The organism is Xanthomarina arctica (genome assembly GCF_014638915.1).
Taxonomy (GTDB): Bacteria; Bacteroidota; Bacteroidia; order Flavobacteriales; family Flavobacteriaceae; genus Xanthomarina; species Xanthomarina arctica.
The window spans coordinates 901,105-927,641 of the sequence record NZ_BMFQ01000002.1 but is presented as its reverse complement, the minus strand read 5'-3'; the positions used below and the strand labels follow the sequence as shown (position 1 = coordinate 927,641).

The window sequence follows — 26,537 nt, the reverse complement described above, 5'->3', positions numbered from 1 at the left end:
AAAACAAACACATTTTACGATTAGAATTGGTGTTTGCAAAATTTAAGAATAAACAAAGTTATAAGATATAATGGCTATAATTATCAAGATAATTGTAATGATTATTTTTGTTCTCTTCTTCATTGAAATAAGTTTTTAATTATGTTTTTAGTCTTTTTTTAGTCTGAAGTAATTAATCCTATTGAACCTACAATTACTTTAATTTCGAATGTGTTTTTAATGTCGCTACCATCCGTTAAATTAAATCTGATAAATTCTTCGCCATCTGATATGGTTTTAAAATTGAAATGATAATCAATGGTATTATCGCTGTTTTTTATTGTTTCAGTATCTAATAATTTTGTGAATTCTAAAGTTGATTCTAATTGCCATGTATAATCAGAACCAACATCAGATATTAGCTGTATATCGAAGGGGTCGTCTTCAGTTAATTCTATAATAGATCCATTGTCTTTGTATGTGTAAGGGCCAGAACATGCAACAAAAAGTAGTAAAGAAGTACATAGTATTAAATAATTTGCTTTTTTCATCGTGTTATAATTATGACTGTAAAATTACATTTAGAATATGTATATAACTGCTACTTATGTAGCAGTTATATCAATTAAGGCTGATTAATTTTATACAGATAAATATATACCAAATATAATGGCTTATCACTTTCAGACTAAAACAAAACTATCAAGCATTTTCATTGAATTTGGTGACTTGTCTTATTTTGCCACTCGATTTTTTAAGGAACTATTTTCATTTCCTTTTGAAAAGAAAGAATTTTTAAAACAATGTTATCAAGTAGGCAACCGTTCCTTACAGCTCGTTGCCATTACCGGATTTATTATAGGCTTGGTGCTTACCTTGCAAGCTAGACCTGTACTTGAAGAGTTTGGTGCGGTTTCTATGATGCCTAATATGGTAGGTATTTCTATTATTAGGGAATTAGGTCCTGTAATAACCGCTTTGGTTTGTGCTGGTAGAATTGCTTCTGGAATTGGTGCCGAAATAGGTGCTATGAGAGTAACTGAACAAATTGATGCCATGGAAGTTTCTGGCACCAACCCTTTTAAATATTTGGTGGTTACACGAGTTTTATCAACCACATTGATGATGCCTATGTTAGTAGCATTTGGTGATGCTTTAGCACTTATTGGTTCTGCCATAATCGAGAACTTTAATGGTGACGCGTCTTTTATGCTCTACTTTAATGAGATATTTTCAATTTTAGAGTTTAGCGATTTTATACCTGCAATAATTAAATCCTTGTTTTTCGGATTTGCGATTGGTTTAGTGGGCTGCTATAAAGGCTTCTATTGCGAAAAAGGCACCGTTGGTGTTGGTTTAGCAGCAAATTCGGCTGTGGTATTTGCTTCACTATTATTGTTTTTTATAGATTTTGTTGCGGTGTTTATGTTTAATATTTTTTACACGAACTAATGGATAATTCAAGAGAAACCGTTGTTGAAATCAAGAACCTTTACAAAAGTTTTGGTGACCATCACGTTCTAAATGGTGTGAATCTCAACCTTTACAAAAGTGAAAACTTGGTTGTAATGGGTAAATCTGGAACGGGAAAATCGGTATTGATAAAATGCTTGGTTGGATTGATAACACCAGATAAAGGTGATGTTTCAATTTTAGGAAAAAAATTAAACCATCTAACCACTAAGGATTGGGATGCACTTCGGTCTGAAGTTGGTTTTCTATTTCAAGGTGGTGCATTATATGATTCTATGAGTGTTCGCGAAAACCTCGAATTCCCATTACGACATCATCGTGAAAAATTTGGTGTTATAAAAGATACCACACCGCGCGTCATGGCAGCTTTAGAAAGCGTAGGTTTAGCAAACACCATTGATTTAATGCCTAAAGAACTCTCTGGTGGTATGCAAAAACGAGTGGCTTTGGCACGCACCTTAATATTAGAACCAAAAATTATTCTTTACGATGAACCTACAACAGGTCTTGACCCTATTACATCAAGGGAAATTGTAGAACTTATTGGCAAAGTACAGCATACTTATGGAACGTCGTCTATCATTATTACACACGACATTGATTGCGCAAAAGTCATATCGGATCGCGTGGTATTGCTATTAGACGGTATTAATTATACCGAAGGAAGTTTTAACGATTTATACAATGCGAAGGATCCAAGAATTGCGGCCTTCTTTAAAAAATAACATTATGGAAAAAACATCACCACAAAAACTAAAACTAGGAATTTTTGTTGTTTCGGGAATTTTACTACTTCTTATTGGTACCTATCTTATTGGTAATCAAGAGAATTTATTTAGTAAAACTTTTAGTATATCATCCAATTTCAAAAATGCTAGCGGATTACAAAAAGGTGCCAATGTGCGTTATTCGGGATTAAATATTGGTACTGTTAAGGACATTGAAATGATTAACGATACACTCATTAGAGTTGATATGACCCTACAGGACAAAATGAAAACACTTATTAAAACAAATGCTTTAGCCTCTATTGGAAGTGATGGTATTGTGGGTAGTACGTTGGTAAATATTATCCCAGGAAAAGGCAATGCACCTTATGTAGTTGATGGTGGTACAATTGACGCAGACAGCCAAGCCACCACACAAGAAATGTTGAGTACTTTGAGCACTACCAATCTTAATGCTGCGAAACTTTCAGAAAATTTGGTAAAAATTACGGGTTCATTAGATAAAGGTGATGGCACTTTGGGTGCGTTGTTAAAAGATTCTGTGATGTCTGTTAATTTACAACAAACTTTTGCCAATTTGAATAAAGCAAGTGCTTCCGCAGATAAAACTATTACAGCCTTAAATAATTTGGTACAACAAATGAACTTAAAAACAAGTGTTGCTGGAGTGATGTTGAACGATGAAGATTCTGGTGCTAAAGTGAAAAACGTAGTCGCAAATCTGGAAACTTCAAGTCAAAAAATTGAAACCATGTCAACCAATTTGGATGCTTTAGTTTCAAAATTTGATGACAAAGACAACATTTTAAATTATGTAGCTTCAGATACCACTTTAGTAAATCAGGTAAAAGATATGGCCAAAAACGCAGACCAAGCCATTGGACGATTTAATGATAATATGGAAGCCTTAGAACATAATTTTTTGTTTAGAGGCTATTTCAAAAAACAAGAAAAATTAAAAACTAAAGCGTCTGTTGAAACAATAGAATCAAATTAGCCATTTGTGTTTAAGATGTTTATAATTATATGATCAACTGCTACCTAAGTAGCATTTTATTAGGTTTGCATGGTTTAATTTTGAATGATTATAATAACAATTAAATAAAATAAATTATGCCAGAATTAGCAAGTTCAGAACGAGAGATTATACTCTATTATAATCCCGATAGACCAAGTGCTTCAAAAACTTTGGGTTATGCCAAAGGGGAAGGTTTTGCATTACAAGATGTAAATATTTTAACTAATAAATTTACGGGAACACAATTGGAAGAATTGGCAAGTAAATTAAAAGTGACCATAGAAGGATTGGTAAACAAAGAACATCTAGATTATGATGAAAAATTTCACAATTCTAATTTTTCTGATGACGATTGGATTAAGGTGCTTCAAAAAAATCCACAATTTATTAAAGAACCAATAGCTATTAGAGGACATCAAGCTATGTTTGTTAAAACTCCAAGTGATCTTTCGAGATTATAATAAAACATTAAAAAGAATATTATGGCAGTTAACCCTTGGCATGAAGTGAATATAGGTTTTGAAAAACCTAACATTATTCAAGCTATTATAGAAATTCCAACAGGCTCAAAAGCCAAATATGAATTAGATAAAGCTTCTGGATTACTTCGTTTAGACAGAGTTTTATACTCTTCGGTAAATTATCCAGCAAATTATGGATTTATACCTCAAACTTTGGATGAAGACGGTGATCCTTTAGATATTTTAGTATTATCACAAATTACCATACAGCCACTTTGTATTGTGAAAGCAAAGGTAATTGGGGTTATGCGAATGATAGATACTGGTGAAGCTGATGATAAAATTATTGCTGTTGCAGCTAATGATGTAAGTGTTTCCCATGTTAATTCATTAGATCAACTTCCACCTCATTTTATGCTTGAATTGAAAAATTTCTTTGAAGATTATAAAAAACTTCAAAATAAAGAGGTGCTGGTTGATGGTTTTCAAGGTCTTGATACAGCCATATCTATTATAGAAAAAGCAATAGCAAGCTATCAATCTACATACAAAAACAAATAATTTTATTAATTAAAACGTAATACTATGCAACATCATCCTGACGAGCGCAATCAATTAGCAGCATTGCACGATCGCCACAAAAGATTTTCAATTAATGTTTATGACTACCATAAAGCAGGTGAAACTAAAAAATTAAAAGAAGCTCAAAAGAACTTAAAAGAAACTGTAAAAGAGTTAGATGTTTTAAAAAAGAAATTGCATCCTTAATTCTTTTTAAACCGAAAATAAAAACCATCAAGCAGTAATTGTTTGATGGTTTTTTCTATATCTAAAAGAGGGTTTTATAAATACTTTATTTTGCTTGGAATAAGAAATCTATACAATTATAGTATGTATTTCATAGCACTTATTTAATCGTCGTTGCTATCGGTTTCATAAATCTTTTCGAGATTAATTATAACGGGTTGTTCCGAATTTCCAACTTTTTCTAAATCATAAGATACCTCAAAAAGTTTACCGATTGATGTATCGTCCATGAGGTCGAATTTCTTTAAAACTGGTGGACTAATTCTTACAAACAACATTTTCTGATTGTCCTTCTGATTAATAAAATAAAAGCCATCGCCATCGTAACCATCATAAGTGGCATGTATAACCTTATCAGCATTTTTTGCGGTTTCTTGTGCCGAAATCATACTTGAAGTACCCAATAATATTAATAATATTAAAAATTTTTTCATCTTGATTTGTTTTAGAGTTTTAAGTTGGTTTATTTCTGATTACCAAAATTAGGTTTTATGCTTTTTCAAATGACGTAAATGTTTTTTGTTTTCTATTTATTCTTATTGTAACTTTTTTTGAATTCGATTCTAATTTTATTACATTTTTTCTGAGAGAAGTATTAAAAAGACATAAGCCATAATTAATTTGTACAAATCAAAACTGTTCTTTTAATACTAAAATATTGCTACTTAAGGTAGCCACAAACTAAAAATTACAACTAAGCTAGTTTTAGATAAGCACCTGCTTTAACCTTAGGATATAATTCTTCAAAAGACAGATTATTTTCTCCTACTTTTTTATGTATAAAACTTCTATTTAGCTGTTCTAATTGTGTGCAACCTGCTGCAGCAAACAATTCCAGAAAATCGTGTACGGTTTCGTGTTGGTAATTCTTAACGCGTTTCCATTTATCTTCAACTACCAAACCTCGCATTAAATTTGGATTATTGGTAGTCACTCCCGTTGGACATGTATTTGTATCACATCTAATTGCTTGAATACAACCTAAAGCTAACATCATACCACGTGCAGAACTACAAATATCTGCACCAATACAGAGTGCTTTAAAAATATCAAAGGCTGTAAATATTTTAGTTGCTGTAAATACTTTTATGTCTTTTTTAAGGTCGTAACCGTTCAAGGTGTCCACTACAAAAATCAAGGCTTTTTCCCAAGGCATACCAACATAGTTAGAAAAATCAATTGGTGCAGCTCCTGTACCTCCTTCAGCACCATCAACTGTAATAAAATCAGGTTTTACACCAGTCTCTATCATAGCTTCACAAATGTCTATAAACTCTTTTTTGTTACCAATACATAACTTAAAGCCTATTGGTTTTCCGTTAGATAAGTCTCGTAATTGCTTTATCCAAGCACATAATTCTTTCGCATTTGTAAACGCACTATGACTTGGTGGTGAAATAACATCTGTATGTGCCTTAACACCTCTAATCGCAGCAATCTCCTCATTGTTTTTTGCAGCAGGAAGTACACCACCATGACCTGGTTTTGCGCCTTGTGAAATTTTAATTTCTATCATTTTAACTTCTGGATAGGCCGCTTTTTCTTTTAATTTTTCTGGAGAAAAGTACCCATCTTCGGTTCTACAACCAAAATATCCTGTACCTATTTCATAAACTAAATTGCCTCCTTTTCTGTGATATTCTGAAATGCCACCTTCGCCGGTATCATGAAAAAAGTTTCCAGCAGCTGCACCTTTGTTTAATGCCATTACTGCATTTTTGCTCAATGCCCCAAAACTCATGGCCGAAATATTAAAAATACTTGCAGAATAGGGTTGTTTGCAATCTGGACCACCAACGGTAACTCTAGGTGGTTCTTCCAACTGCTTGGCTGCATAGATACTATGTTGCATCCATTTATAACCTTCTTCTTCAACATTCAATTCTGTACCAAATGGGTGTGTTTCACTTTCTAATTTTGCTCGTGAATATATATAAGCTCTATGATTACGGTCAATAGGTTTACCATCAGTATCATTTTCAACAAAATATTGATGAATTTCAGGACCAATTAATTCTAAAAGAAAACGCATGTGTCCGATGACTGGAAAGTTTCTAAGTATGGTATGTTTTTTTTGGGTAATATCGTAAATACCCAACCCTAAAATAAATATACCCAATATGGAAAACCCATAAATTGGCCAAATAGCAATACAAGATATAATTGTAATAACCAGTAAAGCAATCCAAGTAAATTTAGCAGCTTCCCTCATAATAATAGTTTGTTTTTAAAGTTCAAAATTAATGTGATAAATTTAAGTTAATTGCTACCTAAGTAGCAGTTAAAAGTATTTAGATTAAAAGTTAAGAATTGAACTTAAAATTATTTTAAAATTTTTAATTTCCTTTGTTAGGTGTTTTATATTGAGTCTCTAAAAATGAAACAATTGCATCGAGTTCTTCTTTTGATAATGAGCCACCATAGGCTGGCATATTTTCTGCACCATTGACAATACGAATAACCATTTGTTCTCTGGTTAATCTATTTTGAACATCACTTAAATTTGGCCCTCTAATACCTCCATCATCTCCAATACTGTGACAGTAAATACAACCTACAGTATTAAAAAGTTCTATCCCCTTTTTTACTTCAGGTGAAGCATTAGGTACAGTTGTATATTCAGATAAAGGTTTTGCATCAAAACGTGGCGACCAAGGTTCTTGTACACCTACATACCATAAGGAACTAATGGTTAAAACAATAAATATAACTCCAGCAATTGCCCACGGTCTGCGTAACGGACTGCGTTCGCCACCTTTTGAAAGAAAAGGAATTGAAAAGATTAAAATTACACCTATAAGTGGTCCTAAAAACATCACATAAGATTCAATTTGCATTGGCATTAGAGCAAATAGCGCAAAAATCCAAGTAAAGTACCAATCTGGTTTTGGGTTAGCGTTAACATTGGTTAAATCTGGAGCATCACTAAGTGCAGGTGCACCAACAAACCATGCTAAACAAACAATAACTACTAAAACTAAGGCACTAAAAACAGCATCACGCCAAATAGCATCTGGAAAGAATGGTACTCCTTTTTTCAACAACATATCTTCGTACCATTTTTTATAAGTTTTTGGATCTACCAATCGACCTACTTTTGGTGGTTCTGATATTCCGTTTTTAAATACTAAATATAGATGATATATAACCATTAGAAATAAAAGCGCTGGAAATAGGAATACATGCATGGCGAAAAAACGATTTAATGTTTCTCCATTAATAGTATCTCCACCTAAAAGAAAATAGGCAAGGGAATCACCAATTAATGGTATTCGTCCCATTTGTTCTGCAGCAACAACCGCAGACCAAACACCATTATTATCCCAACGTAAAAGCTGACCTGTAAATGCCATAACAATGGTAATAGCCATTAAAACAACACCTGTTATCCAGCTCATTTCTCGTGGATATTTATAGGCAGCATTTATATAAACCCGTATCATGTGCATTCCCATTAAAAAGACCATACCAGAAGCTCCCCAATTATGCATCCCACGAATAAAGCTTCCCATAAAAGCTTGGTTTTCGATATATTGAAGCGATTGATAAGCCACATCTGCCGATGGTTGATAGAGAAAGCCTAATGCAATTCCAGTAATAACCTGTATTATTAGACAAAATAAAGTGGCACTTCCCCAAACATAATTCCATGTAGAACCTGGTGGTACTAAATGCGTTTTTAGTGGTTTTATTAAATCGCTAAAACCACCTCTATCGTCTAACCAAAGCCATATGTTTTTTAGTTTTTTCTTCATGAAGAAATATTTGTTATTGGAAGCGCTTCAGTCTCAATTTCCACTTGATTATTTACAATGCGTATTGGGTAAGTATATAACCCACGAGGTGGTGGACCAGCTGCTCTAGAACCATCTTTATAATAAACACCTCCGTGACAAGGACACATAAATAATTCGGCATCTGCTTCCCAACGCACAGGACAGCCTAAATGCGCACAATTAACTGAAAAAGCTGTGAATTTGTTATTTTCTTCTCGTCTAATATAGGCAGCAGAGTACGCAATTTTCCCACTCCATTCGTAAGGTGATGCATTTTCAAAAGACACCATTTTAATTTCATTTTCTTTAAATTCGTTTACATCTCCTATTTCTCGCCAATTAACACTTTTTTTGCGCGTTACAGGGTCTAACATGGAAGTGATTAATGGAAATGCCAAAACAGTTCCTATAAATCCACCAATAGCAATAGTGATTTTTGTTAAAAACCCTCTTCTATCTACAGCCTTTTTAAAGTCTTCTTCTGTTTGTTGGTCTTCGCAATTACAAGCCATCATCTTCTTTTTTAGGTAATTCTTTATAAATTTCTATAATCCATCCTGTTAACGCAACTGCAAACAAAATGAATCCAATTCCTGTAATAATCCAAGAGGTTAAAATGCCCCAAAAAATTAACACCACTCCAAAAGCCAAGAAAAATGGCCAATAGGTTGGTTTAGGTAATTCTTCAGGTTGTGCTTTATATTTTTTTTCTTTAGACATGATTCAACTTTTATTTGGAACTAAAATTTACTTTGTAAAAAACCGTGCTTTACAATGTTTGGATTCTTTCTTTTGGCAGGTGGTCCATAGGAACCTGCCCAATTTTCATTTGGTGGTGTTACCATCATGCCTTCTTCAGAAATATTGAACTGTTTTCTTACTTCAGAAATAGGTAAACTTGTGTATGGTGAAAAATCAAACTTTTTCACTAAATAATTTACTTTAGTATCAATTCCTCTTCTAAAAGAACGATACAACATATCTGCATCAAATTGTTTTACCCACGTATTTATAGATGGATCTGACATCGTAAAACCAATTTGAAATTGAGCGGTTAAAGCCGAGATATATGCTGTGTAATCTACATTTGATACTCCTGCATCAAAAGCACCTACACAAATTTCGCCTAAAGGTGATGTATCACAACCCGATAACACGTGATGTATATCGTGAATGATTAAAATATCCTCAAATTCTGCTCCTGGTGTACCTGGTATAGCAAATTCATTATCTACATAGTAATTATAAAGTGTTTTTCCAAAAGTGCCTTCAGGTAATAAACTATAACTTCTATATCTATCAAATAACGCTTTGTGACTTTTGTTGAGATGTAATTTGGACGTTAAATAATAAAATGTTTGATATAGTGGCGAATAGCCTTGCTCTACACTACTCGGTCTTAGTTCACATCTAAGAAGTGCCAATTTATGTCCTTCGGCACCTTTAAATACTTGATTAATTAAATGGTCTTTAAAATGCCATTTTTGAGCTAAATCTTTTAATGCTTGGGCACGTTGCTCTTTGCCTTCATCTTCTAAGAATACCATTGGTGCTGCTAAATGCAATAATTCTTTTTGAACATTTTCATCCGAAAAATTGTCGGCTATTGAAAAACTATTTGAAAGTTCTTCAATTTTTTTATCAACCTTAAAAATATAGCTACCTATAGCTTGTATGGTCTTTTGATGGATAGGATGAAGGTCTATTTTACCACCATCTGTTGCAATAGCAAGTAATAGGCTTAATGCATCAATTTTTTCTAAATCGGTTATTTTTAAAATTTCCATAATTTTTCGTTTACTACTGTCACTCTTTTATTTATCTGAAATAGGTACTTCAATTAATTGTTTTTTATCTATATCAGGATTGGCATCATACCAATGCAACATAATTTCAACTGAAGATAAAACATATAAAATACATCCAGGAACCCACATCATGAGTCCTGCAAGTTCTTGGTCTGTGCGAACAGACATTGGCACTGGATTTCTAAAGGTTGCAAAAACAGGAATGGCTTCTAACATGGATGCCGAATTTGCCATAAACGTAACATACAAACCTAATGCAGAACAACTAACACAAGCGGTAAATAAATACACCACACTTTTTAAAGGGTGTAATCGTTTGCTTTTATTAGGATGAAATACAGGTAATGCCAATAAAAATCCTGCAACAAATAATAAAACAAAAACAGGTGTTTCTGGAAAGTGTGCTAACCAAGAATTTTTAGATGCTGTAATGCCACAAATGGCTATTCCGTATTTTGAAGACATCATTGCGGCACTTAAAAAATGACCTGTCCACATGGCTATTGCACCTATAACCCATGTTATTATAAAATACTTTTTGGGATTATTGAATAATGGAATTATATTAAAAAATTTATTATCAATTGCCTTTAAAGGCAAAGACTTCAATATTAAAATTGGTGAAACCATTAATAATATAATATGCTGTAACATGGAAACACTATGTAATCCATAATTGTCTAAATCTGCAATTGGCGAACCCAATACCAGATAAATTAATAGGGATGCTGAACAGAATAATACTTTTTGAGTATTACTTGTTTTCAAAAGTAATAGATACAATAAAAGGACTAACACTAAAGCTAAAAGCCCAGTGAATGACCAGTTATATGGATTTAAAAAATAGTCTGTTGCGTTCATAATAATGGTGTTATATAGACAAAATAAAAGACAAATAGCCACACGACATCTACAAAGTGCCAATAGACATCAACACCATCAATACCAGCAATGGTAACGGTTTTCATTTTTCCGAATGATAAAAAGAATAAAATTGCTAATGCTATCAATCCTAAAATAACGTGTAGACCATGAAAACCTGTGAGCGTAAAAAAGCTGGAACCAAAAATATCTTGGCTCAATGTGATTTGTTTTTGATACAAACCTATATATTCCGTGATTTGACCAAAAGTAAATACACTTCCTAATACAATAGTCAATCCCATAAAGAGTTTAAAAATTTTATAGTTTTTTTTCTGTAATGCCTTTTTACTCAAGATTAAAGTGCCACTACTTGCTATTAAAAATAGTGTAAAGATTCCTGCTCTTACTGCATCTAAACTTTTGGCAACCGTATCTGTGGTATCAGAAAAATTTCGATAATAGACATAGGCTATTATTAACGCTATGAAAAAGAACGTTTCCGAAAAAATAAAAATCAACATTATTAACTTTCCTTTATTTTTCATCAGTTCAGTTTTTTATCAGGATTATCAGGATTGTTAATATCCCATAAAGGTCTTCTACTATGTACTCGTGGAATTTCATCAAAATTTTTCAATTCTGGCGGTGATGGTGTTGCCCATTCCAAGGTCCAAGCATCCCAAGGATTTTCGCCTACTGTTCTTGGTTTTTTCAATGTTTTATAAATATTCCAAAAGAAAATAGCCATACCTACAAACATCATAACTGCACCTAATGTTGCAAGCATATTTAACACCTTCCAATAGGGTAAATCTGGATAAGTAAATATGCGTCTTGGCATGCCTAAAACACCCAAAACATGCTGCAAAAAGAAGGTGAGATTAAATCCGAGGACAAACAACCAAAAATGCCATTTCCCTAATTTTGAACACAACATTCTACCACTCATTTTAGGAAACCAGTAATAGATTCCTGCAAAAAGACCAAACAAACTTCCACCTAAAAACACATAATGAAAATGCGCTACGAGATAATACGTATCTGTTAACTGCCATGTAATTGGCACAATTGCGAAGGAAATACCTGTTAATCCACCAAAGGTAAAACAGATTAAAAAAGCCATAGCCCAAAGCATGGGTGTCGTTAATCTTATACTTCCTTTGTGCATAGTGCCAATCCAGTTAATTATTTTTAATCCTGTAGGAATCCCAATTAACATACTACTAATAGCGAAAAAGGCATTAACGGTATTGGACAAGCCAACAGTAAACATGTGGTGTGCCCAAACACTATAGGATAATAATGCGATAGCGATGGAAGACGCAGCGACAAACTTGTAACCATAAATGGGTTTTCTTGAAAATACTGGAATGACTTCTGAAATAATGCCGAAAGCTGGTAAAGCTATTATATACACTTCAGGATGTCCGAAAGCCCAGAAAAAATGTTGCCATAAAATAGCTGAACCACCTGTTGAAGCTAAAAAGAAATGTGCATCAAATTGACGATCTATTAGCATCATAAATAACCCAGCATTTAACAATGGAAATGCGGCTAACATTAAAAAGGCATTCACAAAAATCATCCACACAAATAGTGGCAACATATTTAGTTTAATATCAGGTGAACGCAATGTTAAAACCGTAGTTATAAAATTTAATGCTGCGCCAATACTACCAATTCCTGTTAAGATTAAGCCAACCAAAAAGTAATCGACGCCTTGTGTTGATGAATAATTATTTTCACTTAAAGGTGCATAATTAAACCAACCTGCATCTGGTGCGCCACCTGCAAAAAAGCTAAAATACAATAGCATACCACCTAAACAGGTCATCCAAAAACTAAAAGCATTTAATCTTGGAAATGCCATTTCGTTGGCACCAATCATTAATGGAATTAAATACGTACCCAACCCAATAGATGCTGGCATCAACACCAAAAATATCATGGTGGTACCATGCATGGTAAAAATTTGATTGTACAGTTCTGGTGAAATTAAATCGTTATTTGGTAAAGCTAATTGCGCCCGAATCATCATGGCTTCTAAACCACCAATAACAAAGAAAACTAATGCCAACCATAGATACATAATACCTAATTGCTTATGGTCAACCGAAGCCATCCAAGCCAGTTTACCTTGTCCTGTTTTTAAGGATGGTAATTGCTCTTTATCTTCTGGTATGTCTATGTATAAACTCATTTATAATATGTTTTTTTGCAATCAAGTATCTTATTTTTATTCAGTTATAAATTCAAAAGCTTCCTCTAATTGTGAAACATCAAAATAACGTTCTTCTTTTCCTTCGCCCAATCGTTTAAAAAAGAAATTATCTAGTGGAACTAAAGCTTTTATTAATTTTGAATGTCCAACAATGGCTAAATGTCCCAAATTTTTATAATTTCTTAAAACGAATATTATGTCCTCAAAAAATGCTTTCGCGTTAGTGTTTGAAATTTTATATTCGTTTATAGAAACAAGAAGATTTACAGTTTCAAAACCTTCATCTAGTTTTTCTTTAAAAAATTTTTGAGCCAACTTTTCATCTGTTTCAGTAAATCCGTCAATAACTTCTATTGCTAAAGCGTTAGTTTTAAATGTTTTTATTTGTTCAATCATTTTTATTGTATTTGTATGTTATTATTTTAACCCATTGATATAGGCTACTAACGCATCTATTTCAGAATCTGACAAAATAAAATTTGGCATTTTTACACCAGATTTTACAGCTTGCGGATTTGTTAACCAAGCTCTTAAATTAGCTTCATTATTTTCTTTCATATCCGCCAAAAAGCGTTTTCTACTTGCAAAATGCGTTAAATTTGGACCAATATTTTGTTTGAATTCTGTACCGTTTATGGCGTGACAATTGGTACATGTTTTTTCTTCGAATAATTGTTTTCCTTCTAAAAATAAAGCATCTGTACTTGTTACTACTGGTAGTAGTTGTTTTTGTTGCCATGCTTCAAAATCTTTTGGATTAAGTGCTGTTACTCTAATTCGCATTCGTGCGTGTTGTACACCACAAAATTCGCTACAGGTGCCTAAGTATTCGCCTTCTTTTTCGGCATACATCCACATATAATTATTTACTCCTGCAATCATATCCATTTTTCTACCCAATTCCGGAACCCACCAACTATGCACCACATCTGCTGATGTTAATTTTAATAATATCTTTTTTCCTGTTGGAATATAAATTTGATTTGCAGTAATAACTCCGCTTTCAGGATATTTTGCTTCCCACCACCATTGGTGGCCGGTAATTTCTAAAAAAGGCTTTGGATTTTCTGGAATGTCTTGCACTTTTTCCATAGTGTTTATAGTTAAATAAACAAAAACAGCTGTGATGGTTGTGGCAATAATGGCGAGTATTAACTCCACACGCTCGCTACCTTCAACTTGAGACGGTGTTTCTGGTCGTCTTTTTGCACCATAACGAATAAGATAAAAAAACGTGTAAAATATAACCAATGCAAAAATGATGCCTGCTACAATTAGAAAGTAGTTAAACAAATTGGCTATTAATTCAACATCAGTTGCCTGTAAAAGGTAATGGTTGGTCATTTGTGAATTTACTGTTTTATTATTTGCTTATCATATTTAACAAAGAAAATAATAATTACAAATAAGTTTTGCTACTTGAATAGCAGAGTGCATAAATTATTTTAGTTTTTATAGGGGCTTTAATTCTTTAAAAATTGACGTAAAACATATTGAAGAATACCTTCATTTTGATAATAAGCAACCTCAATTGGCGAATCTAATCTTGCAACAACTTTAAATTCGATTTTCTTGCCGATGTCATTTTTAGCGGTTACCGTTAATTTTTTTAAAGGTGATAAATCATTTTCAATTCCTGTGATATTAAAATGTTCTTTACCTGTTAATCCATGTGATTTAGCACTTTCACCATCCAAATATTGAAGTGGCAACACACCCATCATAATTAAATTACTTCTGTGAATACGTTCGTAACTTTCCGCCAAAACAGCTTTTATACCTAACAAAAAAGTCCCTTTTGCAGCCCAATCTCGAGAAGAACCGCTTCCATATTCTTTTCCAGCAAGTACAATTAAGGGTGTTTTTTCTTTAAGATATTTTCGTGATGCTTCAAAAACAGTCATTTCTTCACCTGAGGGTAAGTGTTTAGTGAATCCCCCTTCTTTTTCTACCAGTTGGTTTTTGATGCGCACATTGGCAAAAGTACCTCTTACCATGACTTCATCATTTCCACGACGAGAGCCATAACTATTGAAATTTTTCTTTTCAACACCTCGTGATTTCAAATATTGACCAGCCGCAGAGTCTTCCGAAAATGCTCCAGCTGGTGAGATATGGTCTGTGGTAATACTATCACCTAACACTAAAAGCGCACGTGCATCTTCAATATTTTTCAACGCTTTTGGCGTTTCAGGAAGATCTCTAAAAAACGGTACTTCTTTGATATAGGTAGATGCATCTTCCCATTGGTAAATTTTATCAGTAGGAACTTTTAGGTTTCGCCATATATCATTGCCTTCAAAAATTTCGTCATAATTCTTTTTAAAATCTTTTGGTGTAAGCACTTTTTTCATCACTTCGTGAATTTCATCATCACTTGGCCAAATATCTTTAAGGAAAATAGCTTTTCCGTTATGGTCGATTGCCAATGGTTCGGTCGTTAAATCGATATCTACGCGTCCAGCAATAGCAAAAGCTACCACTAACATAGGCGACATTAAAAAGTTCATTTTTACCTGTGGATGGATACGTGCCTCAAAATTCCGATTCCCAGAAAGTACCGATGCTACAACTAATTGTTGGTCATCAACCGCTTTGGCAATATGAGGTGGTAAAGGTCCTGAATTTCCAATACAAGAGGTACAACCATAACCTACCAAATGGAATTGTAAGGCTTCCAAATCTTTCAGTAAATCGGCTTTTTCTAGGTAATCAGTAACCACTTTTGAGCCTGGTGCCAACGACGTTTTTACCCACGGTTTAGTGTCGATTCCTTTTTCACGGGCTTTTTTGGCAACCAAACCTGCACCAATCATTACAAAAGGATTGGACGTATTAGTACACGACGTAATGGCCGCAATGGCAACAGAACCGTCAGAAAGCCTATATTTTTCATTGCCTTCTGAAATCCAAATGGATTTTAAATCACCTTTAGCTTCTTTTTCAAGATGGATGTTTGCATTTGGTTTTTTTGATTGGGTTGAAATTTGACTTCCGCCTTCTTCATTCCATTGCGTATCTGCTTCTTCTCGATCAGAAGGTTGTATATATTCTCTGTCAAATCCAGTCTCTAAAAGTTCAATAAATTTATGCTGAAAATCTTTTAAAAGTATTTTATCCTGTGGTCGTTTTGGGCCTGCTACACTTGGTTGAACTGTTGAAATATCAAGTTCCAAAACATCTGTGTAGTCAATGTCATCTTCATTTTCTCGCCATAACATATTGGTTTTGCAGTAAGTTTCTACCAACTCAATTTGTTCTTCGCTACGATTACTGCTTCGCATATATTCCAACGTTTTATCATCAATAGGAAAATAGGTAACAGTACAACCAAACTCTGGCGACATATTACCAATAGTTGCTCTATCGGGGACAGAAAGGTTATCTAAACCAGAACCAAAAACCTCAACAAATTTGCCCACAACACCATATTTTCTAAGCATATTGGCAATGGTAAGCACTAAATCGGTAGCGGTTGTTCCTACTGGTAATTTCCCGTTGAGTTTGAGTCCGATAACCTCTGGACTTATGAAATAAATGGGCTGACCAAGAATGGCAGCTTCGGCTTCTATACCGCCAACTCCCCAAGCTACCACACCAATTCCGTTAACCATTGGTGTGTGACTGTCCGTACCAACAAGCGTGTCGGGAAAGACCAATCCATCTCTGGAAACAACACCTTTAGAAAAATATTCGAGATTTACTTGGTGGCAGATTCCCATTCCTGGTGGAACAACTCTAAAATTATCGAACGATTTTTGCGCCCATTTTAAAAAGGTATAGCGTTCTTTGTTACGCTTATATTCCATTTCCATGTTCTGCTGATAGGCATAATCGGATGCGAAATAATCGACCTGTACGCTATGGTCTATAACTAAATCTACTGGAATTAACGGATTTATTTTTGAGGCATCCATGCCTTTTCTAGCCATTTCAGAACGTAATGAAGCTATATCCACAACTGCTGGAACACCTGTAAAATCTTGCATCAATACACGCGCAGGCTTAAAAGCAATATCATCATCGCTCTGTTTTGGTTTCCAGTTTAGTATAGCATTTAAATGCTTTTTAGTTACTGAGAAATCATCGTAATTACGAAGCGCATTTTCAAGAAGAATCCGAATTGAAAAAGGCATTTTTTTGATGTGATGTCCTTGTTTTTCAAGTTCAGGAAGACTATAATACGTTTGTTTACCTTTAGAGGTCTCAAGGTTTTTTTTGAGGTTTAATATATCTTGTTTCATTGGTCTATGCTTTCGAAATTTTAAAATTATTTGGCAATAGTTGCTCTTAGCATCCAAGCCATTTCTTCGTGCTGTTGTAGTAAGCCTGTTAAAAAATCTGCGGTTCCTACATCCTTAAAATCTGTTTCTATTGTTCCAATTCGCTGTCTAATATATTGAATAATGGCGTCGTGGTCTTCTAACAAAGCTGCTGTAAAATCGTGACTTGTATTGTTGCCTTCGTATTTTTCGGAAAGGTGCGTGAGGTTTAAAAAATCGCCAAGAGTTGCAGGTGCGTAATGCCCTATTTTTCTAATTCGTTCGGCAACGCTATCTGCAAATTCTTTAATAGCGTTATAATGTTCTTCAAAAAATACATGTTTTGTATGAAAGTCGTGACCTTCTAAATTCCAATGTGCTCGTAAGGTTTTGGTATAGAGTACAAACTCGTCTGCCAATAATTTAGCAAGTATATCGGTTACTTTTTCTCTGTTTTCTTCGGAAATTCCAATGTTTGTTTTCATGATTTTATGTTTTTTTTAATAAAAAATAGTCAAATATTTCAATTTTGAACATACTTTGTTGTTGCGTTAAATTTTATGCAATAATCCCTTCAACTCATCCATTAAATTTTTCTTTTGTGCTTTTTCACCTTTAACAGCTAACAATATTTCTTTGGTTTTTGATTTTCCAAAACCCCAAGCTTCTTCTAAAGTGATGTGTGGTGGTAAGGATAATTCGCCAGGATTCGTAACTGCATCTATAATAAATGGCTTATCCGATTTAATTGCCATTTCAATGGCTTTTGGAATATCTTTAGCATCTTCAACTCGTATGCCATCGCCTCCACACAGTTTCGCATATTCTGCAAAATTAGGATTGGTTAGTTTTAACGCTTTATCTGTAAATGCATAGCCAGATTGTTCTTCTTCAATTTTTACAAAACCAAGCTGACTGTTATTATAGACCAAAATTTTAACTGGCCAATTGTAGCGTACTGCCGTAATAAAATCGTTCATACACATACCAAAAGCTCCATCGCCAACAATAGCCCAAACTTGTCTTCCTGGGTTTACAGATTGAATACCCATTGCTGCTGGAAAACCGACAGACATAGTTCCATGATTAAACGACCCTTGTAATTTTCGATTTCCTTTGAAGGATAAATGATGTGCCAACCAAATGGCACTTTCGCCAACATCTACTGTAAAACAGGCATCATCACTGGCTTGTTTATCAATTTCTTGAATGAATAACTGCGGATGAATCGGTTTTGTATCGATATCAAAAGTTTCTGGGTTATTTTTATGTTTTTTCCATTCTACATATTTTTCTACAAGATGTCCTACAAATCTTGAATCCTCTTTAGCATTCACTTTTGCTAATAATTTAGTAAGTGAAGCTCCACAATCGCCATGAACTCCATGTGTAACTTTTGCTCTGTTTCCAATATTCTCTAAACGTTTATCGATTTGAATGATGGTGCAATCATCTGGTAAAAAGTTGGTATATGGAAAATCGGTTCCTAACATTAACAACACGTCAGCCTGCATGACTGCATGATAACCACTCGGATTTCCAATAAGTCCAGTCATTCCAACTACATTTTTATCGTTGGTATGAAATATATCTGAAGATCGTAACGTGTGCGTGATTGGTGCGTTTAATTTTTCTGAAAGTTGCAGCACTTGATCTTTACAATCTGCACAACCAGCACCTGCAAAAATAGTTACTTTTTTAGCTGAATTAATTACTAAAGCTATAGTGTCGATATCTGTATCTGAAGGTATTAAAACGGCATGAGAGCGTACCACAGGATGTATAAAATGACCTCCAGCAGCATCTTCAGTAGCAATATCTACAGGCACTTCTATACGTACTACCGCATTTTGTTCTAGGGCAATTTGAATGGCTCTCAACACTACTCTTGGTGCTTCTTCTGCAGAGCGAATTACTGCCTGATACGCACAGACATCATCGAATATTTTGGTCAGTCCAACTTCTTGAAAATAGTTGGTTCCCATATTTACACGAGCTACTTGTCCGCTAATAGCCAATACAGGTACACGTTCTTTTTTTGCGTTATACAATCCATTAATTAAATGTAGTGTTCCTGGACCAACAGTACCTGCACAAACGGCGAGATTATTTGTAATCTGCGCTTCGGCTCCAGCTGCAAATGCGCCATTTTCTTCGTGACGAACTGCGTTCCATTTTATTTTGGAATCATCGCCCTGAAGCGCGTCAGTAAATGTATTTAAGGCATCTCCTGTAACTCCCCAAATTTGGGTTACACCTACTTCTTCTAAAATTTTTAATATTTGTTCTGCTACGTTCATTGTTATATATATGAATTATAGTTTTTTTTTATAAGGCTAATTAATTTAATAATATATCATTAAAGAGGAAATATACCTTTTGGTATGGCATGAAACCCCATCCTTTTTACTTCATCTTCAATGGTTTTAATTTCAACCAAAGTTGTGGTATGAATGGTGAATTCTTTTGGGTAAATGTTTAAATTAAGAATCACGTCTTTTATTCCATGAACTAGTAACAGCTTGTCTTTTATGTTTTGTAAATCCTTTACTTCATTTGCATTGGTTCCAAAAACTTTTCCGTGATTTCCTGGGATAACATTTTCTGATTGTAAGCTCATATAATTTATTTTAAGTCGTTTTAATGATTATTCTGTTTTGGTTGAAATATGAAAAATAGCATCGCCTTGATAAACCATGGACGATTCATTGATGTTAATAATATAGCCATCGTTAGGGGCTCTAACTACATGACTTGGAGAACCATAAGGATCTGAAAGTGTTGCTATTTTTTGATCTTTAGTAACATAATCATGAATGTTGACTTTTACATGTAAGAATCCAGAATGTTCTGCACGAATCCAATGATTTTCTGTAATGAAAACACTTTTTTTATTAACGGTTGGTATTTCAAAATTTGTGTCAAGCATTTTTAAATGAGACAATATTCTTTTAATACCATCTAAAGCTTCTTTGCAAATTAATTTATCCAGATTTAAACTTTTTCCACTTTCATTTAAGAGGATTGGAATATTCATTTTAGAGCATGTGTCTCTATAAGAACCTTGTATTTGTGGTTCGTATAAAGTAAAAGGAGCATTAAAGATTGTAGCCAATTCTTTTACTGTTTCATTATTTTTTTCAATTCTAATTTGTGCAGCATTAAAACGTTCGCCTCCTCCTGTATGAAAGTCCATACATAAGTCTGCAACAGGTAAAATCTCTTTTACAAAATGATGTGCAAATCTGCTAGCCAAAGAGCCATCAGTACTTCCTGGAAACTCTCTATTTAAATCGCGGCCATCTGGGAAATATCTCGATTTATTGATAAAACCAAATACGTTTACAATTGGTAAACAGATGATAGTACCTCGATTTGGGATATTTAATTTATGCGAAATAACTTCCCGAACAATTTCCATTCCATTAACTTCATCTCCATGAATACCAGCTGTAATTAATAGGGTAGGACCTGGGTTTTTTGAACGTTCCACAAATACTGGTACTTCAACAGGTGTATCGGTAAACAGATGAGCGATATTAAAATTAAGTTTTTTGCTTTCTCCTAATTTTATTTTTTCGCCTAATAATTCTAAATCTTCTGGATGTGTTTTTTTTATCATTATTCTATGTTTCTTTCAATATACTTAATAATACTTCCTGCAATATCTTTTTTGGTTGCGCCTTCAATACCCTCAAGTCCTGGAGATGAGTTTACTTCCATAATTAAAGGTCCTCTTTCAGATTGTAACAAATCCACTCCTGAAATGCCTAACCCTAATATTCTGGCTGCTTTTATGGCTGTATTTTCTTCTTCATCAGACAATTCAATTAAATTTGCATGACCACCTCGATGAAGGTTAGATCGAAATTCGCCTTCTTTACCTTGGCGTTTCATAGCACCAACCACTTGTCCATCGACCACCAAAGCTCTAATATCTGCACCTTTTGCTTCTTTAATAAACTCCTGTAATATAACACGAGCATGCAATCCATAAAAGGCCTCTATTACTGATGTAGCGGCATTATTTGTTTCAGCTAGAACAACTCCTAAACCTTGTGTGCCTTCTAACAGTTTAATTACTACTGGCGTACCTCCTACATTTTTAATAATTTCATCTGTATGTTTAGAATAGTTTGTAAAAACGGTTTTGGGAAGACCGATGTTTCCTTTAGTCAATAATTGTAAACTTCTTAATTTATCTCGTGACCTTGTCAATGCTACAGATTCTAATGTTGAAAACACTTTCATCATTTCAAACTGTCTAATTACTGCTGCACCATAATATGTGTGGGACGCGCCAATTCTAGGAATAATGGCATCAACATTATCTAGTAATCTTCCTTTATATAATATACTTGGGTGTTTTTTTTCAATAATTAAATCACAATACAAATAATCGATCACTTCTACATCGTGGTTTCGTTTTTTTGCAGCCTCAACTAAACGTTGAGTAGAATATAACTTTGCATCTCGTGATAGGATTTTAATATTCATTTGATTTATTATTTTGTTCACCGTAAAGTAAGTCCATATTAACTAGTTAAACTGCTACTTGGGTAGCAGTTCTATTTTTGGAGTTTAGTATATATTTGTTCTATCGATTATTGTTTTATGATACTCACTCTTATTTTTTTACTTTTAGTACTATTTATTGTTTATGCTTTTATTTCTACAAGAAAGAAAAAAGCTAATGCTTTTCCTGAAAATTGGCATAATTTATTATTAAAGAATGTTCATTTTTACAAAGAGTTACCTGATTTCGAACAACAGCGTTTTCAAAAGAGAATGATGATTTTTTTAAGCGAAGTGTATTTGGAAAGTGTAGATATAGAATTAAATGATTTAGATAAAGTATTGATTGCTTCTAGTGCTGTTATTCCTGTGTTTAATTTCCCAGAATGGCATTATAAAAATTTAAGTACTATTTTAGTGTATCCTGAACAATTTAATGAAGATTTAGGTTTTGCTCAATCAGATGAAAAGAGAAATATAGCAGGAATGGTTGGTAATGGACAATTTGAACATCAAATGATTCTTTCTCGTAAAGCATTACATGAAGGTTTTGAGCAAAAATCGCATATCCATAATACTGGTATTCACGAATTTGTACATTTAATTGATAAAATTGATGGCTTTACAGATGGTGTGCCAGAATCCTTGATACAACATTCTTATGTAATTCCTTGGTTGAAAATCATCCATAAGGAAATGGAAGCGATCAACGATAACAAGTCTGATATTAGAAGTTATTGATTGACCAATGAAGCTGAATTTTTAGCCGTAGCTTCAGAATATTTTTTTGAGCAACCAGAACTAATGAAAACAAAACATCCAGATTTGTATCAGATGCTAAAAGCCTGTTTTCACACAAAATAAATTTAAATAAATAGAAATGAAAGATTTTAAAGTAGCAGATTTATGCGATGATAACCTAGACAAGGTAACTATAGCAGATGCCATAGGTTTTAATAGTTATGGTAGTAAAAAACGATTTGGTGGTAAAATACACACCTTAAAATGTTTTGAAGATCACTCTTACGTCACTAAAATTGCAAGTACAGATGGTACAGGTAAAGTTTTGGTTGTAGATGGTGGGGCTTCGCCTCGATGTGCTATTGTTGGTGACAAAATATCAAGTTTAGCAATAAAAAATAATTGGGAAGGTATTATTGTTTATGGAAGCATAAGAGATGCAGCAACCATTGCAACACTTAATCTAGGTGTTTTGGCATTGCATGTCTATCCAATTTCTAAAACAACTTCAACAGATTGGGAAACACAAGTAGAGGTTACATTTGCTGGTACGGTTTTTAAACCTGGACACTTTGTATATGTAGATGAAGATGGCATTATTACTTCCGAAAATAGACTTGTGTAGATTCAGTTTTAAAAAAAAATGTTTTCTTTAGTTTTTAAATTCAGAACAAATACTTATTCTTTTACAGGCACTACCAATAGAAGGATTTTTGAATGTCTTACAAGTTTTACAGCAGTATTGCCCATCAATACGTTTTCTAAAACATTATGACTGTGAGTGCCAATAACTAATAAATCTGCTTCCCACTCTTTTATAAATTCTAAAATTTCATAATCTGCTTCTCCATCTAACACTTTGGTTTGTAGGTCTGGTTCGCCTAAAAACTTTGCTGTTGCTTCAAGAAATTTACCTGCTTCGACTTCTAAACCTTCAACAAACTCTATGTTATTTTGAATTAAAAAGCCATTATATCCCATAATTGGATCGTAATCCATAGCATACAATGCTGCATCATTTACTGCATGAACTAAAACGACTTCTGCTTTTAATGCTTTTGCGTATTCATAACCTAAAGTTGCTATTTTTTCAGCAGAAGGACTTGTGTCTAAGGCGATACATATTTTTTTCATAATTTTATATTTGAATTCATCTTTTTTATTCTAAAGTAGTAGTTAAAGTCAATGTTGTGTTTAATAATTTAGATATAGGGCAAATTTCTTTAGCTTTATTTGCTATTTCCTCAAATTCAGCTTTGTCTATGTTTTTTACGCTAGCTTTTAAATCTAAATGAATATTGGTAATAACACCATCTTCAAAAGTAACTTTTGCTTGAATATTAAGGTTTTTTTCACTATAACCATTTTCGTCTAATAAAAAACTAAATTGCATAGTGAAGCAACCAGAATGTGCTGCTGCAATTAATTCTTCGGGATTGGTACCTATACCATTTTCAAATCGTGTTTTAAAAGAATATTGGGACGCATTAAGTATTGTACTTTCTGTTGTTAATGTCCCTTTTCCTTCTTTACCTGTGCCTACCCAATAGGCATCTGCTTTTCTAGTAAATTTCATTTTATTTTTAATTGATATTTAATTCTTTACAGGGACTACCAATAAGGGGATTTTTTAATGTCTTACAAGTTTTACAGCAGTATTGCCCATCAATACGTTTTCTAAAAAATTATGACTGTGAGTACCAATAACTAATAAATCTGCTTCCCACTCTTTAATAAATTCTAAAATTTCATAATTTGCTTCCCCATCTAGCACTTTGGTTTGTAGGTTTGGTTCGCCTAAAAACTTGGCTGTGGCTTCAAGAAATTTTGTTGCTTCCCTTCTAAATCTTCAATAAACGCTACATTTTTCTGAATTAAAAAGCCATTATACTCCATAATAGGATCGTAATCCATGGCATATAAACCAGCATCAGAAACAACGTGTACTATAACCACTTCCGCTTTTAATGCTTTTGCATTTTCATAACCTAAAGTTGCTACTTTTTCTGCAGAAGGACTAGTGTCTAAAGCAATACATATTTTTTTTAGTTTAATTATTTTTTTTAGTTGATGAACCACCAAGACCAACAAAAAAGGCACCTGCAAAACTACATATTAAAATAGAGGCAATTGTTTCTACGTAATTAGCAAAAACAATTTCAAAAATAGGAAACTGAGAGTTATACAATTCATCTTTGTCCATAATCGCTTGTTCTGTAGGATAACCATTTACCACAAAAGCCAGAGCTGGTAAAAATAATAAAGCAAAGTAAAAACCTGTACGAAAACATAGTAAAAGTGCCTGGGTATAGCTTAAATTAAAGTCTTTATGCTTTTTATAATCTTTAACCATTAATACAAAACCTACAAGTATAAAAAAGAAATTTACAACACGCCATGCCATAGACTCATATATATTTGCAGTTTTTAAAATAATAGCAAACACAACAACTGCAATAAAAATTAATGTTGCATAAAACCAAGTAAATCTGTTATCTGACCAAGTGTCACGATTCTTTAAACTGAAATAGTTAGTGGATGTTCGTTCTGTTTTTTCCATTTTAAAATAATTTAATGTGAATTTTTAAGTATTAAACTATGGTATGATCTCCTATTACCTCAGATAATGGCATACCCCAACTTGGTACTTTTCCTCCTAAGGTTTCATACATTGTTTTAAAGCCCATTTTTAATATACTTGTATCTCCACCGTACCACTCATCAGTATGCATATAAAACCCTTTATGACTTCCCATATCGCCAAAACAAACGACCATTGGATGTAAAGGTTTTACTTCTTCTGGGTATCCTAAAATTTCATTTGCTATAACTTTGGATGCAATTTCGCATTCCATGTGACCTAATGATCCTAATTTTGGTACGGTAACTGCAGCAGCATCTCCTACTGCAAAGATTTCTGGATAATCTGGATTTCTCATGTATAAATCGGTAACAACAAATCCTTGGTCATCTACAAACGGAAGTCCTTTCATAAAGCTATGAGGTTCCCAATTAGGTAAAATAATTTTCATCTCGGCTTCTAAACTTGTTCCGTCTTTAAACTCAATGGCATCTTTTGTTAATCTTTTAATACCAACGGTTTCTTTTTTATAACCAAATCCCATATCTGAAACCATAGGAAGTAACTGCTTTAATATTGTTTCTCCTGCGTCTTCTGCTATAACTTCTCCAGGTGTAAATAAAGTAATGTTTTTTGCATCTCCTTTTTTATTATCTTTTAACCAATCTGCCAAAGAAAATGCTAATTCTACTGGTGGACCTTCACATGCTGCTAAAGCAGTTGGCATTTTTGGAAGTTTTGGGCTCTTACCCTGAATAAATCGGTCAGAACCAATAACTATGTGACCACCTTTATAATCGTTATGTAAATAATTACGAACTTCATTTCCATAAAAAGTATCAGAAAATGAGTGTCCAAATTCTGCAAAACCTTCAATTTTATCGAATGCTAATTTGCAACCTAATGCCACAACTAAATAATCGTAGGTTATAAATTCTTGTGCAGCTCCTGGTCTTTCACTAGGGGTAAAAAAAACTTTTTTATTATCTGCTTCTATATTCTCAACTTCAGCTTGTATGAAAGCACTTCCGTCGGATTTTAAATGTTTTTGAAATTGAAACTCTAAGGAATCAGCTGGATTGTGATTATTAAAAACTTCAATAGGAATATTGGGTATAAAATTGATATAGTTTTTACGATCTATGACCGTGATTTTAGCTTTATCTCTTGCTTCTTTATGTAAGTATCTTGAAACAGTAAGACCTGCAAAATTACAACCAAGAACTACAATATGTGGTATCTTTTTCATTTTAATTATTTATTAAATTATAACGTAAAAGTAAAACCAAATAAAAACAAAAAC

General features: G+C 33.4%; 31 protein-coding genes and 1 pseudogene. 8 read left to right on the top strand and 24 right to left on the bottom strand.

What is annotated here, in order from left to right; genetic code table 11:
- Positions 1-158: 158 nt before the first annotated feature.
- Positions 159-530, bottom strand: a complete 372-nt coding sequence (locus IEV77_RS10500) for a hypothetical protein (RefSeq protein WP_188464502.1) — start codon at positions 528-530, stop codon at positions 159-161.
- Positions 531-648: 118 nt separating this feature from the next.
- On the opposite strand from IEV77_RS10500, the gene IEV77_RS10495 reads away from it, so the two are divergent.
- The 6 genes from IEV77_RS10495 (at position 649) to IEV77_RS10470 (ending at position 4,427) form a co-directional block, all read left to right on the top strand.
- Positions 649-1,431, top strand: coding sequence for an MlaE family ABC transporter permease (locus IEV77_RS10495; RefSeq protein ID WP_188464500.1), 783 nt, complete (start codon positions 649-651; stop codon positions 1,429-1,431).
- Positions 1,431-2,177, top strand: coding sequence for an ABC transporter ATP-binding protein (locus IEV77_RS10490; RefSeq protein WP_188464498.1), 747 nt, complete (start codon positions 1,431-1,433; stop codon positions 2,175-2,177). The genes IEV77_RS10495 and IEV77_RS10490 overlap by 1 nt, the downstream gene beginning before the upstream one ends.
- Before the next feature lie 4 nt (positions 2,178-2,181).
- Positions 2,182-3,177, top strand: coding sequence for an MlaD family protein (locus IEV77_RS10485; protein WP_188464497.1), 996 nt, complete (start codon positions 2,182-2,184; stop codon positions 3,175-3,177).
- Between the two features lie 116 nt (positions 3,178-3,293).
- Positions 3,294-3,659: an arsenate reductase family protein gene (locus tag IEV77_RS10480; protein WP_188464495.1), complete on the top strand. Its 366-nt coding sequence runs from the start codon at positions 3,294-3,296 to the stop codon at positions 3,657-3,659.
- Between the two features lie 21 nt (positions 3,660-3,680).
- Positions 3,681-4,220 (top strand): inorganic diphosphatase, encoded by a 540-nt coding sequence (locus tag IEV77_RS10475; RefSeq protein WP_188464493.1) that lies wholly within the window; start codon positions 3,681-3,683, stop codon positions 4,218-4,220.
- A 24-nt stretch (positions 4,221-4,244) separates the two neighbouring features.
- Positions 4,245-4,427 carry a hypothetical protein gene (locus tag IEV77_RS10470; protein WP_188464491.1) on the top strand — a complete coding sequence of 61 codons (183 nt, stop codon included), beginning with the start codon at positions 4,245-4,247 and terminating at the stop codon, positions 4,425-4,427.
- A 143-nt stretch (positions 4,428-4,570) separates the two neighbouring features.
- On the opposite strand, the gene IEV77_RS10465 is transcribed toward IEV77_RS10470, so the two are convergent.
- The 17 genes from IEV77_RS10465 to rimK all read right to left on the bottom strand — a co-directional run bounded on the left by IEV77_RS10465 (position 4,571) and on the right by rimK (position 21,894).
- Positions 4,571-4,900, bottom strand: a complete 330-nt coding sequence (locus tag IEV77_RS10465; protein ID WP_188464489.1) for a hypothetical protein — start codon at positions 4,898-4,900, stop codon at positions 4,571-4,573.
- Positions 4,901-5,160: 260 nt separating this feature from the next.
- Positions 5,161-6,678, bottom strand: a complete 1,518-nt coding sequence (locus IEV77_RS10460; protein ID WP_188464487.1) for an FMN-binding glutamate synthase family protein — start codon at positions 6,676-6,678, stop codon at positions 5,161-5,163.
- A gap of 124 nt (positions 6,679-6,802) precedes the next feature.
- Positions 6,803-8,221: a cytochrome b N-terminal domain-containing protein gene (locus tag IEV77_RS10455; protein WP_188464485.1), complete on the bottom strand. Its 1,419-nt coding sequence runs from the start codon at positions 8,219-8,221 to the stop codon at positions 6,803-6,805.
- Positions 8,218-8,754: a QcrA and Rieske domain-containing protein gene (locus tag IEV77_RS10450; protein WP_188464483.1), complete on the bottom strand. Its 537-nt coding sequence runs from the start codon at positions 8,752-8,754 to the stop codon at positions 8,218-8,220. Before IEV77_RS10450 ends, IEV77_RS10455 begins: the two co-directional genes overlap by 4 nt.
- Positions 8,744-8,962 carry an aa3-type cytochrome oxidase subunit IV gene (locus tag IEV77_RS10445; protein WP_188464482.1) on the bottom strand — a complete coding sequence of 73 codons (219 nt, stop codon included), beginning with the start codon at positions 8,960-8,962 and terminating at the stop codon, positions 8,744-8,746. Before IEV77_RS10445 ends, IEV77_RS10450 begins: the two co-directional genes overlap by 11 nt.
- Before the next feature lie 20 nt (positions 8,963-8,982).
- Positions 8,983-10,029: a hypothetical protein gene (locus IEV77_RS10440; protein ID WP_188464481.1), complete on the bottom strand. Its 1,047-nt coding sequence runs from the start codon at positions 10,027-10,029 to the stop codon at positions 8,983-8,985.
- 27 nt (positions 10,030-10,056) lie between these two features.
- A complete protein-coding gene (locus tag IEV77_RS10435) occupies positions 10,057-10,911 on the bottom strand; it encodes a cytochrome c oxidase assembly protein (protein WP_188464480.1) in 855 nt (284 codons plus the stop codon).
- Positions 10,908-11,459, bottom strand: a complete 552-nt coding sequence (locus tag IEV77_RS10430) for a cytochrome c oxidase subunit 3 (RefSeq protein ID WP_188464479.1) — start codon at positions 11,457-11,459, stop codon at positions 10,908-10,910. The genes IEV77_RS10435 and IEV77_RS10430 overlap by 4 nt, the downstream gene beginning before the upstream one ends.
- Complete coding sequence (gene ctaD / locus IEV77_RS10425; protein WP_188464478.1) at positions 11,459-13,114, bottom strand: cytochrome c oxidase subunit I; 1,656 nt, start codon at positions 13,112-13,114, stop codon at positions 11,459-11,461. Before ctaD ends, IEV77_RS10430 begins: the two co-directional genes overlap by 1 nt.
- A 36-nt stretch (positions 13,115-13,150) precedes the next feature.
- Positions 13,151-13,531: a SpoIIAA family protein gene (locus IEV77_RS10420; protein ID WP_188464477.1), complete on the bottom strand. Its 381-nt coding sequence runs from the start codon at positions 13,529-13,531 to the stop codon at positions 13,151-13,153.
- Positions 13,532-13,552: 21 nt separating this feature from the next.
- Entirely contained in the window at positions 13,553-14,479 is a 927-nt protein-coding gene (coxB, locus tag IEV77_RS10415; protein WP_188464476.1) for a cytochrome c oxidase subunit II, read from the bottom strand.
- 119 nt (positions 14,480-14,598) lie between these two features.
- Positions 14,599-17,379, bottom strand: a complete 2,781-nt coding sequence (gene acnA / locus IEV77_RS10410; protein WP_188464474.1) for an aconitate hydratase AcnA — start codon at positions 17,377-17,379, stop codon at positions 14,599-14,601.
- Between the two features lie 26 nt (positions 17,380-17,405).
- Positions 17,406-17,882 (bottom strand): Dps family protein, encoded by a 477-nt coding sequence (locus IEV77_RS10405; RefSeq protein ID WP_188464473.1) that lies wholly within the window; start codon positions 17,880-17,882, stop codon positions 17,406-17,408.
- A gap of 66 nt (positions 17,883-17,948) precedes the next feature.
- Positions 17,949-19,697 carry a thiamine pyrophosphate-dependent enzyme gene (locus IEV77_RS10400; protein ID WP_188464471.1) on the bottom strand — a complete coding sequence of 583 codons (1,749 nt, stop codon included), beginning with the start codon at positions 19,695-19,697 and terminating at the stop codon, positions 17,949-17,951.
- A 59-nt stretch (positions 19,698-19,756) separates the two neighbouring features.
- Entirely contained in the window at positions 19,757-20,017 is a 261-nt protein-coding gene (locus tag IEV77_RS10395) for a heavy-metal-associated domain-containing protein (protein WP_188464470.1), read from the bottom strand.
- Between the two features lie 27 nt (positions 20,018-20,044).
- Positions 20,045-21,019 (bottom strand): succinylglutamate desuccinylase/aspartoacylase family protein, encoded by a 975-nt coding sequence (locus tag IEV77_RS10390; RefSeq protein ID WP_188464468.1) that lies wholly within the window; start codon positions 21,017-21,019, stop codon positions 20,045-20,047.
- Positions 21,019-21,894: a 30S ribosomal protein S6--L-glutamate ligase gene (rimK, locus tag IEV77_RS10385; RefSeq protein ID WP_188464467.1), complete on the bottom strand. Its 876-nt coding sequence runs from the start codon at positions 21,892-21,894 to the stop codon at positions 21,019-21,021. The genes IEV77_RS10390 and rimK overlap by 1 nt, the downstream gene beginning before the upstream one ends.
- 117 nt (positions 21,895-22,011) lie before the next feature.
- On the opposite strand from rimK, the pseudogene IEV77_RS10380 reads away from it, so the two are divergent.
- Together IEV77_RS10380 and rraA are read left to right on the top strand one after the other, a co-directional pair.
- Positions 22,012-22,776, top strand: a pseudogene (locus IEV77_RS10380) (M90 family metallopeptidase).
- A gap of 16 nt (positions 22,777-22,792) precedes the next feature.
- Positions 22,793-23,278 (top strand): ribonuclease E activity regulator RraA, encoded by a 486-nt coding sequence (gene rraA / locus IEV77_RS10375; protein WP_188464465.1) that lies wholly within the window; start codon positions 22,793-22,795, stop codon positions 23,276-23,278.
- 53 nt (positions 23,279-23,331) lie between these two features.
- On the opposite strand, the gene IEV77_RS10370 is transcribed toward rraA, so the two are convergent.
- From IEV77_RS10370 to IEV77_RS10345, 6 genes are read right to left on the bottom strand one after another with little or no spacing between them, the layout of a single operon-like run.
- Entirely contained in the window at positions 23,332-23,787 is a 456-nt protein-coding gene (locus tag IEV77_RS10370; protein WP_188464464.1) for a universal stress protein, read from the bottom strand.
- Between the two features lie 25 nt (positions 23,788-23,812).
- Positions 23,813-24,229: an OsmC family protein gene (locus IEV77_RS10365; protein ID WP_188464462.1), complete on the bottom strand. Its 417-nt coding sequence runs from the start codon at positions 24,227-24,229 to the stop codon at positions 23,813-23,815.
- Positions 24,230-24,283: 54 nt separating this feature from the next.
- Positions 24,284-24,427: a universal stress protein gene (locus IEV77_RS17630; RefSeq protein WP_373282344.1), complete on the bottom strand. Its 144-nt coding sequence runs from the start codon at positions 24,425-24,427 to the stop codon at positions 24,284-24,286.
- A 23-nt stretch (positions 24,428-24,450) separates the two neighbouring features.
- Positions 24,451-24,732 (bottom strand): universal stress protein, encoded by a 282-nt coding sequence (locus tag IEV77_RS10355; protein ID WP_188464460.1) that lies wholly within the window; start codon positions 24,730-24,732, stop codon positions 24,451-24,453.
- Positions 24,704-25,213: a hypothetical protein gene (locus tag IEV77_RS10350; RefSeq protein ID WP_188464458.1), complete on the bottom strand. Its 510-nt coding sequence runs from the start codon at positions 25,211-25,213 to the stop codon at positions 24,704-24,706. The genes IEV77_RS10355 and IEV77_RS10350 overlap by 29 nt, the downstream gene beginning before the upstream one ends.
- A 31-nt stretch (positions 25,214-25,244) precedes the next feature.
- Positions 25,245-26,483 (bottom strand): NAD(P)/FAD-dependent oxidoreductase, encoded by a 1,239-nt coding sequence (locus IEV77_RS10345; protein WP_188464456.1) that lies wholly within the window; start codon positions 26,481-26,483, stop codon positions 25,245-25,247.
- Positions 26,484-26,537: the final 54 nt, after the last annotated feature.

Coding starts and splice junctions, on each gene's coding strand:
- IEV77_RS10500 (WP_188464502.1), bottom strand. CDS start 530: ATGAAAAAAGCAAATTATTTAATACTATGTACTTCTTTACTACTTTTT.
- IEV77_RS10495 (WP_188464500.1), top strand. CDS start 649: ATGGCTTATCACTTTCAGACTAAAACAAAACTATCAAGCATTTTCATT.
- IEV77_RS10490 (WP_188464498.1), top strand. CDS start 1,431: ATGGATAATTCAAGAGAAACCGTTGTTGAAATCAAGAACCTTTACAAA.
- IEV77_RS10485 (WP_188464497.1), top strand. CDS start 2,182: ATGGAAAAAACATCACCACAAAAACTAAAACTAGGAATTTTTGTTGTT.
- IEV77_RS10480 (WP_188464495.1), top strand. CDS start 3,294: ATGCCAGAATTAGCAAGTTCAGAACGAGAGATTATACTCTATTATAAT.
- IEV77_RS10475 (WP_188464493.1), top strand. CDS start 3,681: ATGGCAGTTAACCCTTGGCATGAAGTGAATATAGGTTTTGAAAAACCT.
- IEV77_RS10470 (WP_188464491.1), top strand. CDS start 4,245: ATGCAACATCATCCTGACGAGCGCAATCAATTAGCAGCATTGCACGAT.
- IEV77_RS10465 (WP_188464489.1), bottom strand. CDS start 4,900: ATGAAAAAATTTTTAATATTATTAATATTATTGGGTACTTCAAGTATG.
- IEV77_RS10460 (WP_188464487.1), bottom strand. CDS start 6,678: ATGAGGGAAGCTGCTAAATTTACTTGGATTGCTTTACTGGTTATTACA.
- IEV77_RS10455 (WP_188464485.1), bottom strand. CDS start 8,221: ATGAAGAAAAAACTAAAAAACATATGGCTTTGGTTAGACGATAGAGGT.
- IEV77_RS10450 (WP_188464483.1), bottom strand. CDS start 8,754: ATGGCTTGTAATTGCGAAGACCAACAAACAGAAGAAGACTTTAAAAAG.
- IEV77_RS10445 (WP_188464482.1), bottom strand. CDS start 8,962: ATGTCTAAAGAAAAAAAATATAAAGCACAACCTGAAGAATTACCTAAA.
- IEV77_RS10440 (WP_188464481.1), bottom strand. CDS start 10,029: ATGGAAATTTTAAAAATAACCGATTTAGAAAAAATTGATGCATTAAGC.
- IEV77_RS10435 (WP_188464480.1), bottom strand. CDS start 10,911: ATGAACGCAACAGACTATTTTTTAAATCCATATAACTGGTCATTCACT.
- IEV77_RS10430 (WP_188464479.1), bottom strand. CDS start 11,459: ATGAAAAATAAAGGAAAGTTAATAATGTTGATTTTTATTTTTTCGGAA.
- ctaD (WP_188464478.1), bottom strand. CDS start 13,114: ATGAGTTTATACATAGACATACCAGAAGATAAAGAGCAATTACCATCC.
- IEV77_RS10420 (WP_188464477.1), bottom strand. CDS start 13,531: ATGATTGAACAAATAAAAACATTTAAAACTAACGCTTTAGCAATAGAA.
- coxB (WP_188464476.1), bottom strand. CDS start 14,479: ATGACCAACCATTACCTTTTACAGGCAACTGATGTTGAATTAATAGCC.
- acnA (WP_188464474.1), bottom strand. CDS start 17,379: ATGAAACAAGATATATTAAACCTCAAAAAAAACCTTGAGACCTCTAAA.
- IEV77_RS10405 (WP_188464473.1), bottom strand. CDS start 17,882: ATGAAAACAAACATTGGAATTTCCGAAGAAAACAGAGAAAAAGTAACC.
- IEV77_RS10400 (WP_188464471.1), bottom strand. CDS start 19,697: ATGAACGTAGCAGAACAAATATTAAAAATTTTAGAAGAAGTAGGTGTA.
- IEV77_RS10395 (WP_188464470.1), bottom strand. CDS start 20,017: ATGAGCTTACAATCAGAAAATGTTATCCCAGGAAATCACGGAAAAGTT.
- IEV77_RS10390 (WP_188464468.1), bottom strand. CDS start 21,019: ATGATAAAAAAAACACATCCAGAAGATTTAGAATTATTAGGCGAAAAA.
- rimK (WP_188464467.1), bottom strand. CDS start 21,894: ATGAATATTAAAATCCTATCACGAGATGCAAAGTTATATTCTACTCAA.
- rraA (WP_188464465.1), top strand. CDS start 22,793: ATGAAAGATTTTAAAGTAGCAGATTTATGCGATGATAACCTAGACAAG.
- IEV77_RS10370 (WP_188464464.1), bottom strand. CDS start 23,787: ATGAAAAAAATATGTATCGCCTTAGACACAAGTCCTTCTGCTGAAAAA.
- IEV77_RS10365 (WP_188464462.1), bottom strand. CDS start 24,229: ATGAAATTTACTAGAAAAGCAGATGCCTATTGGGTAGGCACAGGTAAA.
- IEV77_RS10350 (WP_188464458.1), bottom strand. CDS start 25,213: ATGGAAAAAACAGAACGAACATCCACTAACTATTTCAGTTTAAAGAAT.
- IEV77_RS10345 (WP_188464456.1), bottom strand. CDS start 26,483: ATGAAAAAGATACCACATATTGTAGTTCTTGGTTGTAATTTTGCAGGT.